Source organism: Streptococcus oralis subsp. oralis (assembly GCF_002096445.1).
Taxonomy (GTDB): domain Bacteria; phylum Bacillota; class Bacilli; order Lactobacillales; family Streptococcaceae; genus Streptococcus; species Streptococcus oralis_N.
The window spans coordinates 54,015-73,184 of the sequence record NZ_NCUK01000013.1; the positions used below are offsets into that span (position 1 = coordinate 54,015).

General features: G+C 41.3%; 15 protein-coding genes and 1 riboswitch. Of the genes, 13 read left to right on the plus strand and 2 right to left on the minus strand.

Features of this window, described 5'->3' with window-relative positions; translation table 11 throughout:
• The first annotated feature begins 151 nt into the window (after window positions 1-151).
• The 5 genes from B7721_RS03745 to B7721_RS03765 all read left to right on the plus strand — a co-directional run bounded on the left by B7721_RS03745 (window position 152) and on the right by B7721_RS03765 (window position 6,636).
• Window positions 152-2,131 carry a peptide ABC transporter substrate-binding protein gene (locus B7721_RS03745; RefSeq protein ID WP_084877573.1) on the plus strand — a complete coding sequence of 660 codons (1,980 nt, stop codon included), beginning with the start codon at window positions 152-154 and terminating at the stop codon, window positions 2,129-2,131.
• A gap of 66 nt (window positions 2,132-2,197) precedes the next feature.
• Entirely contained in the window at window positions 2,198-3,694 is a 1,497-nt protein-coding gene (locus tag B7721_RS03750; RefSeq protein WP_000759891.1) for an ABC transporter permease, read from the plus strand.
• Entirely contained in the window at window positions 3,694-4,620 is a 927-nt protein-coding gene (gene oppC, locus B7721_RS03755; protein ID WP_000103692.1) for an oligopeptide ABC transporter permease OppC, read from the plus strand. Before B7721_RS03750 ends, oppC begins: the two co-directional genes overlap by 1 nt.
• A gap of 8 nt (window positions 4,621-4,628) precedes the next feature.
• A complete protein-coding gene (locus B7721_RS03760) occupies window positions 4,629-5,696 on the plus strand; it encodes an ABC transporter ATP-binding protein (RefSeq protein ID WP_061852929.1) in 1,068 nt (355 codons plus the stop codon).
• A gap of 10 nt (window positions 5,697-5,706) precedes the next feature.
• Window positions 5,707-6,636 (plus strand): ATP-binding cassette domain-containing protein, encoded by a 930-nt coding sequence (locus B7721_RS03765; protein ID WP_084877575.1) that lies wholly within the window; start codon window positions 5,707-5,709, stop codon window positions 6,634-6,636.
• 88 nt (window positions 6,637-6,724) lie between these two features.
• Here the strand turns inward: B7721_RS03765 and B7721_RS03770 are convergent, their stop codons facing one another.
• Complete coding sequence (locus B7721_RS03770; RefSeq protein WP_001043431.1) at window positions 6,725-8,164, minus strand: TrkH family potassium uptake protein; 1,440 nt, start codon at window positions 8,162-8,164, stop codon at window positions 6,725-6,727.
• Window positions 8,165-8,167: 3 nt separating this feature from the next.
• Window positions 8,168-9,517 carry a Trk system potassium transporter TrkA gene (gene trkA, locus B7721_RS03775; protein ID WP_084877576.1) on the minus strand — a complete coding sequence of 450 codons (1,350 nt, stop codon included), beginning with the start codon at window positions 9,515-9,517 and terminating at the stop codon, window positions 8,168-8,170.
• A 399-nt stretch (window positions 9,518-9,916) separates the two neighbouring features.
• On the opposite strand from trkA, the gene B7721_RS03785 reads away from it, so the two are divergent.
• From B7721_RS03785 to B7721_RS03820, 8 genes are all read left to right on the plus strand, one after another.
• The gene (locus B7721_RS03785; RefSeq protein WP_084877577.1) at window positions 9,917-10,420 is read left to right on the plus strand and encodes a tRNA (cytidine(34)-2'-O)-methyltransferase; all 504 of its coding nucleotides are present in this window, start codon (window positions 9,917-9,919) and stop codon (window positions 10,418-10,420) included.
• A 40-nt stretch (window positions 10,421-10,460) separates the two neighbouring features.
• Window positions 10,461-10,678, plus strand: a riboswitch (FMN riboswitch).
• Window positions 10,679-10,831: 153 nt separating this feature from the next.
• Window positions 10,832-11,395 carry an ECF transporter S component gene (locus tag B7721_RS03790; protein WP_084877579.1) on the plus strand — a complete coding sequence of 188 codons (564 nt, stop codon included), beginning with the start codon at window positions 10,832-10,834 and terminating at the stop codon, window positions 11,393-11,395.
• Entirely contained in the window at window positions 11,385-12,035 is a 651-nt protein-coding gene (locus B7721_RS03795) for a phosphatase PAP2 family protein (protein WP_084877581.1), read from the plus strand. The genes B7721_RS03790 and B7721_RS03795 overlap by 11 nt, the downstream gene beginning before the upstream one ends.
• A 272-nt stretch (window positions 12,036-12,307) precedes the next feature.
• Window positions 12,308-13,354: a phenylalanine--tRNA ligase subunit alpha gene (pheS, locus tag B7721_RS03800; RefSeq protein ID WP_084878852.1), complete on the plus strand. Its 1,047-nt coding sequence runs from the start codon at window positions 12,308-12,310 to the stop codon at window positions 13,352-13,354.
• A gap of 23 nt (window positions 13,355-13,377) precedes the next feature.
• The gene (locus B7721_RS03805; protein ID WP_000622616.1) at window positions 13,378-14,058 is read left to right on the plus strand and encodes a hypothetical protein; all 681 of its coding nucleotides are present in this window, start codon (window positions 13,378-13,380) and stop codon (window positions 14,056-14,058) included.
• Window positions 14,059-14,290: 232 nt separating this feature from the next.
• Complete coding sequence (pheT, locus tag B7721_RS03810; RefSeq protein ID WP_084877582.1) at window positions 14,291-16,696, plus strand: phenylalanine--tRNA ligase subunit beta; 2,406 nt, start codon at window positions 14,291-14,293, stop codon at window positions 16,694-16,696.
• Between the two features lie 249 nt (window positions 16,697-16,945).
• Window positions 16,946-17,839 carry an ABC transporter ATP-binding protein gene (locus tag B7721_RS03815; protein ID WP_084877584.1) on the plus strand — a complete coding sequence of 298 codons (894 nt, stop codon included), beginning with the start codon at window positions 16,946-16,948 and terminating at the stop codon, window positions 17,837-17,839.
• The gene (locus B7721_RS03820) at window positions 17,836-19,035 is read left to right on the plus strand and encodes an ABC transporter permease (protein ID WP_084877585.1); all 1,200 of its coding nucleotides are present in this window, start codon (window positions 17,836-17,838) and stop codon (window positions 19,033-19,035) included. The genes B7721_RS03815 and B7721_RS03820 overlap by 4 nt, the downstream gene beginning before the upstream one ends.
• Window positions 19,036-19,170: the final 135 nt, after the last annotated feature.

A 19,170-nucleotide genomic window follows, 5' to 3' on the forward strand; every position in this document is an offset into this window, starting at 1 on the left:
CTTGCAGAAACAAACAAAGAATGCAAGAATTTTGACAAATAGAAGTTTTTTGAAGAAATGCGCCTAAATATTCTGAAAATTCGTTTACTTTTTAAAAGATATATGTTATAATTTCCAATAAGCCTAAATTTTTCAAAGAGGAGTTAACAATATGAAAAAAAGTAGAGTATTTGTCGCAGCAGGAATTGCCCTATTAGCAACTGGCGTTTTAGCTGCTTGTGGTTCTTCAAAATCATCTGATTCTACAGCGCCAAAAAATTATGGCTATATTTATTCAGCTGACCCAGAAACTTTGGATTACCTCATTTCAGGGAAACAAAGTACTAAGGTTGCCACTTCAAATGGTATCGATGGTCTTTTCACAAACGACAAGTATGGGAACCTAGTCCCTGCAGTTGCAGAAGACTGGTCAGTTTCAAAAGATGGTTTGACTTATACCTACAAGATTCGTAAGGGTGTCAAATGGATGACATCAGATGGCGAAGAGTATGCTGAAGTGACAGCTAAAGACTTTGTAAATGGCTTGAAACACGCAACTGATAACAAGTCTGAAGCACTTTATCTAGCAGAAGATTCAGTTAAAGGTCTAGCTGACTATAAAGCTGGAAACAATAAAGATTTTGCTTCAGTCGGTGTAAAAGCAGTTGATGATTATACCCTTGAATACACTTTGAACAAACCAGAACCATACTGGAACTCTAAGCTAGCCTACTCAATCTTCTGGCCATTGAACGAAGATTTTGAAAAATCAAAAGGGGCTGACTTTGCCAAAGCAACTGACCCTACATCATTGCTTTACAATGGTCCGTTCTTACTGAAAGGTTTGACTGCTAAATCTTCTATTGAATTCGCTAAGAATGAAAATTACTGGGACAAAGATAATGTTCACATTGATAAAGTAACCCTTGCTTTCTATGATGGATCAGACCAAGAGTCTCTTGAACGTAACTTTACAAGTGGAGCTTATAGCTATGCTCGTCTCTTCCCAACAAGTTCAAACTACTCTAAGGTAGAAGAAACATACAAAGACAATATCTACTACACTCCATCAGGACCTGGTATTGCTGGTTTGGGTGTGAGTATTGACCGTCAAGGTTACAAATACACTTCTAAAACAACTGATGAAGAGAAGACTTCTACCAAGAAAGCCCTTCTTAACAAGGACTTCCGTCAGGCTTTGAACTTCGCCTTTGAGCGTACTTCTTACTCAGCACAAATTAATGGTAAAGAAGGTGCTCCTCTTGCAGTTCGTAACCTCTTTGTGAAACCAGGTTTTGTCTCTGCAGGTGAAAAAACTTTCGGTGACTTGGTAACTGAAAAGATGGCTGCTTACGGTGATGAGTGGAAGAATGTTAACTTTGCGGATGGTCAAGATGGACTCTTCAACGCCGATAAAGCCAAAGCTGAATTTGCCAAAGCTAAGACTGCTTTGGAAGCAGAAGGTGTGAAATTCCCTATCCACTTGGATATTCCAGTTGACCAAACAAATAAGGGTCTTATTGCTCGTATTCAATCCTTCAAACAATCCGTTGAAACAGTACTTGGTGAAGGAAACGTAGTCATTGATATTCAACAAATTTCTAAAGATGAGTTGCACAATATCACATACTATGCCGCAAACGCTGCAGCAGAAGATTGGGATCTCTCAGGAGCAGTTGGATGGAGCCCAGACTATGAAGATCCATCAACTTACCTTGATATCTTGAAAACAACTAACAGCGAACAAACAAAAACTTACATGGGTTATGATGATCCAGCAAATGCAGCAGCTGCCCAAGTTGGTTTGAAGGAATACGATAAGTTAGTTGATGAAGCTGCAAAAGAAACCAATGACTTGAATGTGCGTTATGAAAAATATGCGGCTGCTCAAGCTTGGTTGACAGACAGCTCCCTCTTCTTGCCAGCTATGTCATCAAGTGGTGCTGCACCATTCATTTCTCGTGTTGTACCATTCACAGCATCATACAGCCAATCTGGAGATAAGGGCTCAGACGTATACTTCAAGTATATTCAGTTACAAGATAAGGTTGTAACAAAAGCTGACTATGAACAAGCTCGTGAAAAATGGCTCAAAGAGAAAAAAGAATCAAACGAAAAAGTTCAAAAAGAATTGGCTAATCACGTTAAATAAATAACTCTCAAGAGAACTTTCTCTCCATGAGGAGAAGGTTCTTTTGGGATTTTAAAAGGAAACGATATGAAGAAATATATTTTTATGCGTGTATTGCGTTCATTGTTGTCTATTTTCTTGGTGACAACCTTGACCTACACAATAATTTATACGATGGTTCCTCGAAAATTGATTTTCAAGCAGGATACCAACTATAACAAGATTGCAACGACGCCGGACAAGCGGGATAATTATGAAAATACCGTTTATGAACGGATGGGCTATATCGAGTACTACGATACCAAAGAGTTGCAAGAAAGAGCGAGCACAATGGACTCATCCGTAACAGTGGATGCCAATGATACTAATAAGGCAATCTACGAAAAATACATCAACCAACTAGGAAATGGTTGGACACTTGGTGTGTTCTCAGAAAGTGGTCAATTCTATGCTACGCGTGAAATTCCGATTTTTGAACGTGTTTTCAAATTCTATGCGAACTTGATTGATATTGATCATCCAAATAAGATTCAAGACCCTGAAAATCCAAACTTGCAACGTTATCTTCGTTTTGAAAATGACCCTGCTATCGGTTGGTCATTGGTTGGTTCAGGTACAAAACATAAATACCTTTTGTATTTCAACAATCAATTCCCATTTGTACACCAAAACTTTGTGAACATTAACTTGGGAGATTCTTACCCAACTTATGCAAACACACCAGTGCTTCAAGTTATCACACAAGGTCAGGGACAAACTAAGACATCAGAAGTTCAATTCCCTACAGGTAAAAAGACTTCATCTGTAGATATTTACTCTCGTACCTACAAATCTCCAAGTCAAGCAGATGCGCGTGAGGTAGCCAACTATGGTAAAGATGATCCATATACAGCTACAGAAAGCAATTATCAATATCCATCAATGATTGCAAGCTCAGCGGTTGCTGGTTTGATCGGTTTGATTATTTCGTATGCGATTGCGATTCCACTTGGATCTGCCATGGCTCGCCACAAGAATACTTGGATTGATAGCTTCTCGACAGGTGCTCTTACCTTCTTGCTTGCCCTTCCAACGATTGCCTTGGTTTATATCGTGCGTTTGATTGGCTCATCTATTGGTCTGCCTGATTCATTCCCTATCTTGGGGGCTGGAGATTGGCGTTCATATGTCTTGCCAGCAGTCATTCTAGGTTTGTTGGGTGCGCCAAGTACAGCTATCTGGATTCGTCGTTACATGATCGACTTGCAATCTCAGGACTTCGTTCGTTTTGCTCGTGCAAAAGGTTTGTCTGAAAAAGAAATTTCAAATAAACACATCTTTAAAAATGCCATGGTTCCTTTGGTTTCAGGTATTCCTGGTGCCGTAATCGGGGTTATCGGTGGTGCAACATTGACAGAAACAGTCTTCGCTTTCCCAGGTATGGGTAAAATGTTGATTGACTCTGTTAAGGCATCAAATAACTCAATGGTAGTTGGTCTTGTCTTCATCTTCACATGTATTTCTATCTTCTCACTCTTTGTAGGAGACATCTGGATGACCATGCTTGACCCACGTATTAAATTGACAGAGAAAGGAGGCAAATAATGTCAACAATCGATAAAGAAAAATTTCAGTTCGTAAAACGTGACGATTTTGCCTCTGAAACAATTGATGCTCCTGCCTATTCATACTGGGGTTCTGTATTTAGACAATTTCTAAAGAAAAAATCAACCGTCTTTATGCTAGGAATTTTGGTTGCCATTATTTTGATGAGCTTTATTTACCCAATGTTCTCAGATTTTGACTTCAACGATGTAAGTAAGGTCAATGACTTCTCTGCTCGTTTTATCAAGCCCAATGCTGAACATTGGTTTGGTACAGATAGCAATGGTAAATCCTTGTTTGATGGGGTTTGGTTTGGTGCGCGTAATTCAATTCTTATCTCTGTAATTGCCACTTTTATCAACCTTGTGATCGGGGTTATTGTTGGTGGAATTTGGGGGATTTCAAAATCCGTTGACCGCGTCATGATGGAAGTTTATAACATTATTTCAAACATTCCATCTCTCTTGATTGTCATTGTCTTGACTTACTCAATTGGTGCTGGTTTCTGGAATTTGATTTTTGCCATGAGTGTGACAACTTGGATTGGGATTGCTTATATGATTCGTATCCAAATCATGCGTTACCGTGACTTGGAATACAACCTTGCTTCTCAAACACTTGGAACACCAACCTTTAAAATCATTGTTAAAAACATCATGCCGCAATTGGTATCTGTTATTGTTTCTACAATGACCTTGATGTTGCCAAGCTTTATCTCTTATGAAGCCTTCCTTTCCTTCTTTGGATTGGGACTGCCTGTAACAGTGCCAAGTTTGGGACGTTTGATCTCAGATTACTCACAAAACGTTACGACCAACGCTTACTTGTTCTGGATTCCATTGACTACCTTGATTTTGGTATCTCTATCTCTTTTTGTTGTTGGTCAAAACCTAGCGGATGCTAGTGATCCACGTACACATAGATAGGAGTAGACATGACAAAAGAAAGTAATGTAATTTTGACTGCTCGCGATATTGTCGTGGAATTTGACGTTCGTGACAAAGTTCTGACGGCTATCCGAGGAGTTTCTCTGGACCTGATTGAAGGAGAAGTTCTTGCCTTGGTAGGTGAGTCCGGTTCTGGTAAATCTGTTTTAACAAAAACCTTTACAGGGATGTTAGAAGACAATGGACGTATTGCCCAAGGAAGCATCGACTATCGTGGACAAGACTTGACCGCTCTTACTTCTAACAAGGAATGGGAGAAGATTCGTGGAGCTAAAATTGCGACCATCTTCCAAGATCCTATGACAAGTTTGGACCCAATCAATACAATCGGTAGCCAAATCACTGAAGTGATCGTTAAACACCAAGGGAAAACAGCTAAGGAAGCCAAAGAGATGGCAATCGACTATATGAACAAGGTCGGAATCCCAGATGCTGAAAAACGTTTTGAAGAGTATCCTTTCCAATATTCTGGAGGGATGCGCCAACGTATCGTTATTGCGATTGCCCTTGCCTGTCGTCCAGATATCTTGATCTGTGACGAGCCAACAACGGCCCTTGATGTAACAATTCAAGCGCAAATCATTGATTTGCTTAAAACCTTGCAAAATGAGTACCACTTTACCATTATCTTCATCACCCATGACCTTGGTGTGGTAGCAAGTATTGCCGATAAGGTAGCGGTTATGTATGCTGGTGAAATTGTAGAATACGGTACTGTTGAGGAAGTCTTCTACGATCCACGTCATCCATATACTTGGAGTCTCTTGTCTAGCTTGCCACAGCTTGCTGATGATAAAGGGGAATTGTACTCTATCCCAGGAACACCACCGTCTCTTTATACTGAGTTGAAAGGTGATGCCTTTGCCCTTCGTTCAGATTATGCGATGCAAATTGATTTTGAAGAGAAGGCACCTAAGTTTTCAGTCACTGATACCCACTGGGCTAAGACTTGGTTGCTTCATGAGAATGCTCCTAAAGTTGAAAAACCTGGGGTCATTGCAGATTTACATGACAAGATTCGTGATAAAATGGGCTTTGCACATCTAGAAGACTAGGAGGAAGGAAATGTCTGAAAAATTAGTAGAAATTAAAGATTTAGAAATTTCCTTCGGTGAAGGAAGTAAGAAGTTTGTCGCGGTTAAAAACGCCAACTTCTTTATCAACAAGGGAGAAACCTTCTCTCTTGTAGGTGAGTCTGGTAGTGGGAAAACAACCATTGGTCGTGCCATTATTGGTCTAAATAATACTAGTAAGGGTGAAATCATCTTTGATGGTCATAAGATTAATGGGAAAAAATCTCATAAGGAATCATCAGATTTGATCCGTCGCATCCAGATGATTTTCCAGGACCCTGCAGCTAGCTTGAATGAGCGTGCAACAGTTGACTATATCATCTCTGAAGGTCTTTACAACTATCACTTGTTTAAAGATGAAGAAGATCGAAAAGAAAAAGTTCAAAAGATGATTCATGAAGTTGGGCTTTTGAAAGAACATTTGACCCGTTACCCACACGAGTTTTCTGGTGGTCAACGTCAGCGTATCGGGATTGCCCGTGCTCTTGTGATGGAACCTGATTTCGTTATTGCGGATGAGCCAATTTCAGCCTTAGACGTATCTGTTCGCGCGCAAGTCTTGAACTTGCTCAAGAAGTTCCAAAAAGAGTTGGGCTTGACCTATCTCTTTATCGCGCATGACTTGTCAGTTGTTCGCTTTATCTCAGATCGTATCGCGGTTATCTATAAGGGAGTTATCGTCGAGGTGGCTGAGACAGAGGAGTTGTTTAACAATCCTGTCCACCCATACACTCAAGCGCTTCTATCTGCTGTACCGATTCCAGATCCAATCTTGGAACGCAAGAAGGTCTTGAAAGTTTACGATCCTGACCAACATGACTATGAGACAGACAAGCCATCTATGGTGGAAATCCGTCCAGGTCACTATGTTTGGGCTAACCAAGCGGAAGTTGCTCGATACAAGAAAGCTCTTAAAAAATAAACAAATTAGGAGAGGACCGAAAGGTCTTCTCATTTTTAATAGAAAAATTCCCCTTCTACTAGCTTGTAAAAGGGGAATTGTATTATCATTAGCGTTTGGACCAGGTACGTTTCATAAAGAGTAGCAAAATTGGGTATATCTCTAAGCGACCCGCAATCATTGCAAAGGAGAGGAGGATTTTAGAGATGGGGCTAAAGATGGAAAAACTCGAGGTTGTACCTAGAATAGGTCCGATATTGTTAAAACAGCTGAAGACCGCACTGGTCACGACTAGAAAATCATTGCTATCAAGACTGACGATAAAGATGAGAGAAAGAATGATCATCATATAGATAGCAAAATATTTAAGAATTTTGTGCTGGGTATCCTTATCAATCACAGTTTTATTGACGTGTAGGGTCAAAACACGGTGAGGGGATAAAGTGGACAAAATCTGATTTTTTGCGATTTTAGAGAGGATAAGTCCTCTGATCACCTTAAGACCACCTGCAGTTGAGCCAGCCGATCCACCGATTCCCATGAGGAAGAGGAGGATAAATTGGGAGAAGAGGGGCCAGTTGGTAATATCTCCGTAACCAAAACCTGTTGTCGTGATGATATTGGAAACCTGGAAGAAGGCCATTTCAACACTCTTAGAGACACCTTGGTAGAGGTGGAGCGTATTAAGCGTAATCAAGCCTGTAGAAACTAGGACAATGATGATATATGCTCGTAGTTCTTCATCTCCAAAGAAAGCCTTAACCCGACGGAGCATGAGGTAGTAGTAGAGATTGAAGTTAACCCCAAAAACCAACACTCCGATACTAACTAGATAGGTGATGAGTGAGCTACCATAGTGGGCAATTCCGTCGTTATAGACGGTAAAGCCCCCAGTTCCTGCCGTTCCCATAGCGATGACAAAACTATCATAGAGAGGCATGCCTGCTAGGTAGTAGATAACCACAAAAAGGGAGAAGAGAGCCAGATAAAGCAGATAGAGAATCTGGGCAGTGTTTTTTAGCTTGGATACGACCTTGCCAAAGACAGGTCCAGGGACCTCAGCCTTCATCACCTCCAAGTGGCTATTCTTAGCATTGTCCATAATGGCAAGTGCAAAGACGAGTACCCCCATCCCTCCGATCAAGTGGGTGAAACTTCGCCAGAAGAGGAGGGAACGAGTGAGGACGGAAACATCGTTCAGAATAGTTGCTCCTGTAGTCGTAAATCCAGAACTGATTTCAAAGAAGGCATCGATGACGCTTGGGATTTGTCCTGAAAAGACAAAGGGGAGGCCACCAAAGAAAGACCATAGAATCCAACAGAGGGCAACAATTAAAACCCCTTCCTTGGCATAAATCCGTTGATTTTTCGGTTTCCGTAAAACGCCTAGACCACCGAGAAGGACTAAAATTCCAATCGTAGAAAAGAGAGCGATAAATACTTGACTGGATTCTTGGTAATAGATCGCTACACTAACAGGAACTAGGAGAAGAACAGCCTCAATCAAGAGAAGTTTTGAGAGGAGGTAACGAATCATACTTTTATTCATTTTTTACCTCTCAATCAAATCATAAATTTTGGTGATATTTGGCAATAAGGTCGTCACGAGTAACTTGTCTCCCACCTCAAGCATATCCTCTCCAGTAGGGAAGATTGTTTTTCCTTTTCGGATAATGGCTGCGATGAGAACTCCTTTTTTCAATTTCAACTGTGATAGAGGTTTGGCAGTCATTTTATTAGCTTCCTTGATTTGGAATTGGAGAGTTTCAATTTGACCGTTTGCTAGATGGTGCATGGCTTGAAGGTCTGAATACTGAGCGTTTACTCGACCACGGATAAAGTGCATAATGGTATCCACTGCGATGCTTTTTGGTGTGATGATACTCGAAAAATCAGGCGCGTGGATAATTTCTAGAAGGCTTGTTCGGTTGACCTTGGTGATATTCTTATGGACGCCAACACGGTCAAGAAACATTGAGGTGATGATGTTTTCCTCATCAACCCCAGTCAAGGTTGCGACTGCATCATAGTGGGGAGCACTTTCTTCCAGCAAAATGTCTTTTGCAGTTCCATCTCCTTGGACAATATAGAGATTGGGGAACTTTTCGCTGAAGAAACGAGCTCTTTCAGGATTGATCTCGATGACCTTGGTATCAATGCGACTGTCTTTTAAAATGCCGAGTAGATAATAAGCAATCTTCCCAGCTCCAACGATAAGTAAGCTTTTCACTGCACGAGATTTAAAATAGTTATGGAAAAGCATCATATCTACACGATTTCCCGTAACAAAAATCCTATCCTTGTCTTGAATAATAACATCACCACTTGGGATCATCAGTTGATGATCTCTCTCCATAGCACAGACAATAATATTCCCAAATTTTTTACGGAAGTCTGAGATTGGCATTTGACAAAGACCGCTAGAATCCTTGACAACAAACTCCATGAGACTGACCCGACCTCCAGCAAATCGTTCGACAGAGAGGGCATTAGGGAAATCAATGATATTTGAGATCGCACGCGCTGCTAGGAGTTCTGGATTAACAATAAGTGAAAATCCAAGAATATTTTTCTCTTTAAAATAGGCATTAGAGTATTCAGGATTTCGCACCCGAACGATGGTTTCTTTAGCGCCCATTTTTTTAGCAAGTACCGCTGAAATCATATTCACTTCATCGTGTTCGGTTAGGGCGATAAAGATATCGCACTCTTGAACACTGGCTTGCTCCAAGATGGCAAAGTCAGCACCATTTCCAAGGAGACCTATGATATCATAGCGACTGACAATGTGATTGAGGACAGCCTCATCTTGTTCGATGAGGACAATGTCATGGTTTTCTGCAACCAGTGAACGACAGAGGGCGAAACCAACTTTCCCTCCACCAACAAGGACAATTTTCATATAAAAAACCTACTTTTTCATGATGTAACTATCATACCCTTTTTTAGCAAAAAATGCACTTACTAAGGCGATTTTTAAGGGAAGAAAGACCTTTTCACGTTTTGAAGATACATTTGTTTAACTTCTATGACGATGTCTCCGATTTGAAGTGATTTGGCTCTTTTACTATACCTTTTCAGAAAGGGGATGACCAAACATGAAAATATCATTAAAAAAAGTAAAAAAATCAAGTCATTTCTATTGACAATGATTCTGAAAGTGTTATACTAAGGAAGTAGTTTCGCTGATTTACTTCAAACCTGTTGTGAGGTAAGTTAACGATGCCTTAACCACGCTGTTTGCTGAGCTTGACTCCGGGCAGTGTGGCTATTTTTTTGTAATGATAAAAGGAAGCCAGTCATGACAAATCACATTGTATTATTTGAACCTCAGATTCCACAAAACACAGGTAACATTGCGCGTACTTGCGTTGCGACCAATTCTCCCCTTCACATCATCAAACCGATGGGATTTCCGATTGATGACCGCAAGATGAAGCGAGCTGGATTAGATTATTGGGATAAGTTAGATATTTATTTTTATGACAGCTTGGAAGATTTCATGTCTCAGATGAAGGGAAAACTCTATCTGATTTCGAAATTTGCTGAGAAGGTGTACTCTGAGGCAGATTTATCGACTGGCGAAGATCATTATTTTCTCTTTGGACGTGAAGACAAGGGCTTGCCTGAGGACTTCATGCGCGAACATCCTGAGAAGGCTCTCCGTATTCCTATGAATGATGAACACGTCCGCAGTCTCAATGTGTCTAATACCGTCTGCATGATCGTCTACGAAGCTCTCCGTCAGCAAAATTTTGCAGGTCTTGAGCTTGTTCACACCTATGAAGCAGATAAATTGAAATAATCAAAATGCTTGCACTTGCAAGCGTTTTTTGTTATGATAAAGGGGTCTTCAGGGCTGGGTGTAATTCCCGACCGGCGGTGACTTTAACTAGCTATTTTGGCTTACTCTTCGTTGTCTTGTCTCGATATACTTAAGTATTATCTTCGACTGCGACGCCTAGATTAATCCAAAATATCTTAGTTAAAGAAGTCCGCGAGCGCAAGCTGATGTGGTGTGATTCCACAACCGACAGTATAGTCTGGATGGGAGAAGACGAAAGAATAGCTTTGTCTGTTCGGATGAGTTTATAGATAAATTGCAACCGCTTGCTCAAAAGAGTGAGGGGGAACTTTTGGGATATAAAAATTGAGAATAGATAGAGGGATCCTTTCCAACTTCTTCTGATTTTATAGAAAATTGGAGGAACCTGTTATGACAAACACACGTCGACTTTCGACCATTGCGATTTTATCAGCCATTTCATTTGTGCTGATGTACTTTGACTTTCCGCTCTTGCCAGCGGCGACCTTCCTCAAGATCGAGTTTAGTATCTTGCCAGTCCTTGTGGGCTTGGTGGTCATGGACTTGCCTGCTGCTCTCGGGATTCTCTTGTTGCGATCACTCTTGAAGTTGCTTCTCAATAGCCAGGGAGTGAATACTTACATTGGCTTGCCAATGAATATCGTAGCCTTGGGAGTTTTTGTTATCGCTTTTGGTTTGATTTGGAAAAAGGAACGTAGCACTCTTCGTTTTCTACTAGCATCTCTAGCAGGGACTATCGGATTGACTTCTGCCATGTTGCTTCTCAACTATGTCTATGCTGTTCCTTTGTACGCGAAGTTTGCCAACTTTGATATTGGAAAAATTTTGGGACTTTCCAACTACCTAATGACTATGGTATTACCTTTTAACTTGATTGAGGGTATCATCTTTGCCGTTTCATTCTGGTTGTTATATGTCCTCTTGAAACCAACCTTAAAACATTATGAGAGATAAACAAACATTTTTAATGAAGGGCAGTTTTGCCCTTTTACTTTTCGTCCTTCTTGGCTATATGGTCAAGTTTTACCCCGAAACGCTGGTCGGTTTTGATCAACCGATTCAGACTGCTCTTCGTGGGAACTTGCCAGATTATTTGACAGTTCTGTTCCGTGCCCTTACGCATTTGATTGATATCCCAGTGATTATCACCTGGGTTGCCATCGCAGCCGTTATCTTTTATCGTAAGCAGTGGAAGATAGAAAGCTACTTCATGGCGGGTAATCTAGCCTTAGCCGGTCTTTTGATCGTGACCTTTAAAAATATTTACCAGCGTCCACGACCAGCTATCTTACATCTGGTAGAGGAGAAAGGATTTTCTTTTCCAAGTGGGCATTCTCTGGCAGTGACTCTGATGGTAGGGACTTTGATTGTCATTCTCAGTCAACGGATTAAAGATCCGGTTTGGAGAAAAATTGCGCAAATCGTCCTTGGCTTCTACCTAGTCAGTGTGCTACTATCTCGGGTCTATCTGGGAGTTCACTACCCATCAGATGTTCTTGCCAGTTTCTGTGTGGGCTTGGGAGTCTTGTTTATCGAATTTCCTTTCTATGACAAGCTTCGCTTCCAATGGCGATTTAAAGGCATACAGAAGTGAGATAGGTCTTGCAAGAATGGTGAAAATCTGATAAACTAAGTAGTAATTGAATAGAAATCCGCAAGACTAGTACCTCAAGGGAAGTATATCAGGGAGGAGAGCCGTGACTGCAAGCTCTCTATATGAAAGCTGGGTGAATTCACTTGCGCATGGATTTAGAAATGAAGGTCTGACTTGTCAGATGAAAACGGATGGTACCGCGTGTCAACGCTCCGAGTGGAGTTTTTGACATGTGGTTTTCTTTTTATCTACGAGAGACTTATGGAGGAATTATGTCAACTATTGAAGAACAATTAAAAGCGCTTCGCGAAGAAACGCTGGCTAGCTTGAAGCAGATTACTGCTGAAAATGAAAAAGAGATGCAAGACTTGCGTGTCTCTGTCCTAGGTAAAAAAGGATCCCTTACCGAAATTCTTAAAGGGATGAAGGATGTCTCTGCTGAGATGCGTCCAATCATCGGGAAACACGTCAACGAGGCTCGTGATGTCTTGACAGCGGCCTTTGAAGAAACGGCAAAGCTCTTGGAAGAAAAGAAAGTTGAAGCACAACTTGCTAGCGAGAGCATCGATGTGACCCTTCCGGGTCGACCTGTTGCGACTGGTCACCGTCACATTCTCACACAAACCAGTGAGGAAATCGAAGATATTTTCATCGGTATGGGTTACCAAGTCGTGGATGGCTTTGAAGTTGAAAAAGACTACTACAACTTTGAGCGGATGAATCTTCCAAAAGACCATCCAGCTCGCGATATGCAGGACACTTTCTATATCACTGAAGAAATCTTGCTCCGTACTCATACGTCTCCAGTTCAGGCGCGTGCCATGGATGCCCATGATTTTTCAAAAGGTCCTTTGAAGATGATCTCACCAGGACGTGTATTCCGTCGTGATACGGATGATGCAACCCACAGTCATCAATTCCACCAAATCGAAGGATTGGTTGTAGGGAAAAACATTTCTATGGCGGACCTGCAAGGAACGCTTCAGTTGATTGTGCAAAAAATGTTTGGTGAAGAGCGTCAGATCCGTCTGCGTCCATCTTACTTCCCATTCACAGAGCCATCTGTTGAAGTGGATGTTTCCTGCTTCAAGTGTGGTGGAGAAGGCTGTAACGTATGTAAGAAAACAGGTTGGATCGAGATTATGGGTGCCGGTATGGTTCACCCACGTGTCCTTGAAATGAGTGGTATCGATGCGACAGTTTACTCTGGTTTTGCCTTTGGTCTTGGACAAGAACGTGTAGCCATGCTCCGTTACGGAATCAACGATATCCGTGGCTTCTACCAAGGGGATGTCCGCTTCTCAGAACAGTTTAAATAATGAATCAAACATGAGGATATTTTATGATTTCGGAACAAAACTATAATAAACTTTTAGAGGAGTTTGGTGATATTTCTTCATTCGCTATTTATAAAGAATCTAAAAATAATGATATAGCAACTTCTGATGATATTTCCTTTGAGGAAGCTATAAGAAATAATCAAAAGGCTTTTATAAATCCTTCAAATATTATTCTTATGGTAAATCCCTCAGCTAAAAGAGAACATTCACCTGATAGTAATTTTTCTTCGTTTCATCATTCTAATATAAATGATCGTCATTTAAGATTTCTAACTATGAAATCAGAAACATTTTGGAGAAATCTGTATGGTTCATATGTAACTGATCTTTTTCCTAATGTTGTTGAATCTGATATGGATAATGTAATTCTCTCCATAAAAGATGACAATGAAAAGAATCTCCGAAAACAATCATATAAAAAATTAATTAAACAATTAGAAATATTGTCTCAAGATTCAAAAGAAGAAAAGTTAAATATTTATGTTTGTGGTGCTTTGGCAAAGAGTAAGCGAAAAGATTTTATTTTTTTTATAGAAGAGTTATTAGAAGAAGTTTTGGAAAACTCAGATTTTAAAATAGAACTAAATTTTTATGCTGTTTATCATCCTGGTTATCAAAATTTAAAAAAATTAATTGATGGTGGTTGTGAAAAAATAATTATCAATTCTATGAGCATTAAATGAAATATTTCTTGGCATAGGAGTTACATTTTATATATAAAAATGCAACTTTATAGAAAGGGTATGTTCATAGAGTTGTGGCTAAAAACTTTTATTATTTAGAGATGGTAAGGGATAAGAGCTTTTACTAAACCAAACAAAAGTTGGAAAACACAAAATGAAAGGATCTAAACGAGGGTCAAAGGAAATATAGGAATGTCATCTAGATTTCAGCATAGCCCTTGGTATCTTATATATGTTAGTTAGTTATAAATGGTTAAAAGAATTGGTGGACATTGATGTGCCATCACAAGAGTTGGCTGAAAAAATGTCAACCACAGGGATTGAGGTCGAAGGTGTGGAATCACCGGCTGCCGGTCTCTCAAAAATTGTCGTCGGTGAGGTCTTGTCTTGCGAAGATGTACCAGAAACTCACCTCCATGTTTGTCAGGTTAACGTTGGCGAAGAAGAAGCCCGTCAGATCGTTTGTGGTGCCCCAAATGTGCGTGCTGGTATCAAGGTCATGGTGGCACTTCCGGGAGCTCGTATTGCTGATAATTACAAGATTAAAAAAGGGAAAATCCGTGGTTTAGAGTCACTTGGAATGATCTGTTCCCTTGGTGAATTAGGTATTTCTGACTCAGTTGTGCCAAAGGAATTCGCAGATGGTATCCAAATCTTGCCTCAAGATGCTGTTCCTGGGGATGAAGTTTTCTCTTACCTAGACTTGGATGACGAAATCATCGAACTTTCTATCACGCCAAACCGTGCAGACGCTCTATCTATGCGTGGAGTAGCGCACGAAGTGGCAGCCATCTATGACAAGGCAGTTAGCTTTAAAGAATTCAGTTTAACAGAAACAAATGAAGCTGCAGCAGATGCCCTTTCTGTAGGCATTGAAACGGATAAGGCGCCTTACTATGCAGCCCGTATCTTGGACAACGTGACCATCGCACCAAGTCCACAATGGTTGCAAAACCTTCTTATGAACGAAGGGATTCGTCCGATCAATAACGTAGTGGACGTAACCAACTACATCCTGCTTTACTTTGGTCAACCGATGCATGCCTTTGACTTGGATACCTTTGAAGGGACTGACATCCGCGTACGTGAAGCGCGTGCTGGTGAAAAATTAGTGACCTTGGACGGTGAAGAACGTGAACTTGCAGAAACTGACTTAGTCATCACTGTCGCAGACAAGCCAGTAGCCCTTGCAGGTGTTATGGGTGGTCAAGCAACAGAAATCTCTGAAAATTCTAGTCGTGTTGTCCTTGAAGCGGCTGTTTTCAATGGTAAATCCATCCGCAAGACTAGCGGACGCCTCAACCTTCGTTCGGAATCATCTTCTCGCTTTGAAAAAGGGATCAACGTGGCAACTGTTAACGAAGCCCTTGATGCGGCGGCTAGCATGATTGCAGAACTTGCAGGTGCTACGGTGCGTAAGGGAATCGTTTCAGCGGGTGAGCTTGACACCTCTGATGTAGAAGTTTCTTCAACCCTTGCAGACGTTAACCGTGTCCTTGGTACAGAGCTTTCCTACGCAGATGTAGAAGACGTTTTCCGTCGTCTTGGCTTTGGCCTTTCTGGCAATGCAGAAAGCTTTACAGTCAGCGTCCCCCGTCGTCGTTGGGATATCACCATCGAAGCGGACCTCTTTGAAGAAATCGCTCGTATCTATGGTTATGATCGCTTGCCAACTAGTCTTCCAAAAGATGACGGTACAGCTGGCGAATTGACTGCGACACAAAAATTGCGCCGTCAAGTTCGTACCATCGCTGAAGGAGCAGGTTTGACAGAAATCATCACCTACGCTCTGACAACTCCTGAAAAAGCAGTTGAGTTTACGGCTCAACCAAGTAACCTTACAGAACTTATGTGGCCAATGACAGTGGACCGTTCTGTCCTCCGTCAAAATATAGTCTCAGGTATTTTGGATACGGTGGCCTATAACGTGGCTCGTAAGAACAAAAACTTGGCTCTTTACGAGATTGGAAAAGTCTTTGAACAAACAGGCGATCCAAAAGAAGATCTACCAAATGAGATCAATAGCTTTGCCTTTGCCTTAACTGGATTGGTTGCAGAAAAAGATTTCCAAACGGCAGCAGTTCCAGTTGATTTCTTCTATGCTAAGGGAATCCTTGAAGCCCTCTTTACTCGCTTGGGACTAGAAGTGACCTATACAGCAACAGCTGAGATTGCAAGTCTCCACCCAGGGCGTACGGCCGTGATTTCACTCGGCGACCAAGTTCTTGGTTTCCTTGGCCAAGTGCATCCAGTCACTGCCAAGGCCTACGATATTCCAGAAACTTATGTAGCGGAGCTTAACCTTTCGGCCATCGAAGTTGCCCTTCAACCAGCTGCTCCATTTGTGGAAATCACAAAATTCCCAGCAGTCAGCCGTGACGTGGCCCTACTCCTCAAGGCAGAAGTCACTCATCAAGAAGTTGTAGACGCTATCCGAGCTGCCGGCGTGAAACGTTTGACAGATATCAAACTCTTTGACGTCTTCTCAGGTGAGAAACTGGGACTTGGTATGAAGTCAATGGCTTACAGCCTAACCTTCCAAAATCCAGAAGATAGCTTAACGGACGAAGAAGTCGCACGTTACATGGAAAAAATCCAAACTTCTCTCGAAGAAAAAGTCCATGCAGAAGTACGTTAACTCATCAATCCATCCTTCGGGGTGGATTTTTAGTTTCAAAAGGACAGTTCAGAAGAGAAAAGCGATAGTTGAGGAGGAAGCCATCTCAGAAGGTCTTTAATGAGTTATACTAAAGATATCACTGAAGCACCTAAAATTTATTAGAGAAAGGATACTTTTGCTACTTATAATCCGATAAAATGGACATAAATCGTTGTAAAGGCTATCAAAAAGGAGTATAATAAGTGCAACATATTTCGGAGGTGGAAGATGCTAGAAGTAAGAAATCTAGAGAAAAGTTTCGGTTCCAAGCAAGTCTTGTTTGGTGTCGATTTTCAGGCAAGTCCAGGACGAATTCTAGGGCTGGTCGGGAAGAATGGTGCTGGGAAAACAACGATTTTCCACAGTATGTTGAAATTTTTGGAGTACCAAGGAGAGATCAGTCTGGATGGGCAGGATATTCGTCAGGAGACTTACGCTCGGATAGGTTATTTGCCTGAAGAACGCAGCCTTATGCCCAAGTTGACCGTCCTTGAACAAGTTCGCTACCTAGCGACTCTAAAGGGCATGGATGCCAAGGAGGTCAAGGAAAAACTCCCTCAATGGATGGAAAAATTGGAAGTGAAGGGCAAATTGACCGACAAAATCAAGAGTCTCTCAAAAGGGAATCAGCAGAAAATCCAACTGATTATTACTCTAATCCATGAACCAGACTTGATTATCCTGGATGAGCCTTTTAGTGGACTGGATCCAGTCAATACTGAACTGCTCAAGCAGGTCATCTTAAAAGAAAAAGAGCGTGGTGCGACCATTATCTTTTCAGACCATGTCATGACCAATGTCGAGGAGCTTTGCGATGATATTCTCATGATTCGAGATGGGCGTGCAGTCTTGCATGGACCAGTTCAGGATGTTCGCAATCAATACGGGAAAACACGTCTCTTTGTTTCAAGTGAACGAAGCAAGGAAGAACTGGAAAAACTTCCTCATGTCAAACAGGTGAGCTTAACCAAGCAAGGTAGTTGGAAATTGATCCTAGATGATGAGAGCGCTGGAAGAGAACTCTTCCCAATCCTCACTCAAGGTCAATACATCGCGACCTTTGACCAGCAAGCTCCAACAATCGATGAAATCTTTAAACTAGAATCAGGGGTGGAAGTATGAGAAATATGTGGGTTGTAATGAAGGAAACCTATCTTCGACATGTTAAGTCATGGAGTTTCTTCTTTATGGTGATTTCGCCGTTCCTCTTTTTGGCCTTATCTGTAGGAATCGGCTTTCTCCAAGGGTCTTCTATGGCCAAGAATAGTAAGATAGCAGTAGTAACAACTGTACCATCTGTGGAAGAAGGGCTCAAGGGTACCAATGGTATCAACTTGGATTATAAGGATGAAGCCAGTGCCCAAGCTGCTATCAAGGATGAAAAAATCAAGGGTTACCTAACCATTGATCAAGAGGATAGTGTCATCAAAGCCGTTTACCATGGTGAAACTTCTCTTGAAACAGGCATCAAACTAGCAGTAACCAATAAACTCAATGAGCTTCAATACCAACTCAATCGCTCAGCGGCTAATTTGTCCCAAGAGCAGGAAAAGCGCCTGAGTCAAACCGTTGATTTTACTGAGAAGATTGATGAATCTAAGGAAAACAAAAAAATTGTTCAAACCATTGCGGCCGCAGGGCTTGGTTTCTTCCTTTATATGATTTTGATTACCTATGCTAGTGTCACTGCTCAGGAAGTAGCTAGCGAGAAAGGAACCAAAATCATGGAGGTGGTCTTCTCTAGTATCCGAGCAAGTCATTATTTCTACGCTCGCATGCTGGCTCTACTTCTTGTGATTTTGACTCATATTGGCATTTACGTCGTGGGTGGACTGGCTGCCATTCTGCTCTTTAAAGACCTACCAATCTTGGCACAATCTGGTATTTTAAACCATATAGGAGAGGCTTTCTCGCTCAATACCTTATTGTTTGTCTTGGTTAGCCTCTTTATGTACGTTGTTTTAGCAGCCTTCCTAGGATCTATGGTTTCTCGCCCTGAGGATTCAGGAAAGGCTTTGTCACCATTGATGATCTTGATTATCGCAGGATTTGTCGGTGTGACTTCTCTAGGTGCTGCTGGGGACAATTTAGTTCTGAAAATTGGTTCCTATATTCCTTTCATCTCGACCTTCTTTATGCCATTTAGAGCTATAAATGGGTATGCAAGTGGTCTAGAAGCTTGGATTTCGCTTGCCATAACGGTTGTTTTTGCAGTCACTGCGACAGCCTTTATCGGACGCATGTATGCTAGTCTAGTCCTTCAAACGGATGATTTGGGAATCTGGAAAACCTTTAAACGTGCCTTAGCTTATAAATAGGAAAGCCTCGCAAAAGCGAGGTTTTTCTAGATGTTAAACACTGAAATCGGCAAAAATATTTTTCATATCTATTGACTTTTAGTAGTGAAATTTGGTATGATAGTAGACGGTATTGTTTACCCCATTTGTAAGGCC

Coding starts and splice junctions, on each gene's coding strand:
- B7721_RS03745 (WP_084877573.1), top strand. CDS start 152: ATGAAAAAAAGTAGAGTATTTGTCGCAGCAGGAATTGCCCTATTAGCA.
- B7721_RS03750 (WP_000759891.1), top strand. CDS start 2,198: ATGAAGAAATATATTTTTATGCGTGTATTGCGTTCATTGTTGTCTATT.
- oppC (WP_000103692.1), top strand. CDS start 3,694: ATGTCAACAATCGATAAAGAAAAATTTCAGTTCGTAAAACGTGACGAT.
- B7721_RS03760 (WP_061852929.1), top strand. CDS start 4,629: ATGACAAAAGAAAGTAATGTAATTTTGACTGCTCGCGATATTGTCGTG.
- B7721_RS03765 (WP_084877575.1), top strand. CDS start 5,707: ATGTCTGAAAAATTAGTAGAAATTAAAGATTTAGAAATTTCCTTCGGT.
- B7721_RS03770 (WP_001043431.1), bottom strand. CDS start 8,164: ATGAATAAAAGTATGATTCGTTACCTCCTCTCAAAACTTCTCTTGATT.
- trkA (WP_084877576.1), bottom strand. CDS start 9,517: ATGAAAATTGTCCTTGTTGGTGGAGGGAAAGTTGGTTTCGCCCTCTGT.
- B7721_RS03785 (WP_084877577.1), top strand. CDS start 9,917: ATGACAAATCACATTGTATTATTTGAACCTCAGATTCCACAAAACACA.
- B7721_RS03790 (WP_084877579.1), top strand. CDS start 10,832: ATGACAAACACACGTCGACTTTCGACCATTGCGATTTTATCAGCCATT.
- B7721_RS03795 (WP_084877581.1), top strand. CDS start 11,385: ATGAGAGATAAACAAACATTTTTAATGAAGGGCAGTTTTGCCCTTTTA.
- pheS (WP_084878852.1), top strand. CDS start 12,308: ATGTCAACTATTGAAGAACAATTAAAAGCGCTTCGCGAAGAAACGCTG.
- B7721_RS03805 (WP_000622616.1), top strand. CDS start 13,378: ATGATTTCGGAACAAAACTATAATAAACTTTTAGAGGAGTTTGGTGAT.
- pheT (WP_084877582.1), top strand. CDS start 14,291: ATGTTAGTTAGTTATAAATGGTTAAAAGAATTGGTGGACATTGATGTG.
- B7721_RS03815 (WP_084877584.1), top strand. CDS start 16,946: ATGCTAGAAGTAAGAAATCTAGAGAAAAGTTTCGGTTCCAAGCAAGTC.
- B7721_RS03820 (WP_084877585.1), top strand. CDS start 17,836: ATGAGAAATATGTGGGTTGTAATGAAGGAAACCTATCTTCGACATGTT.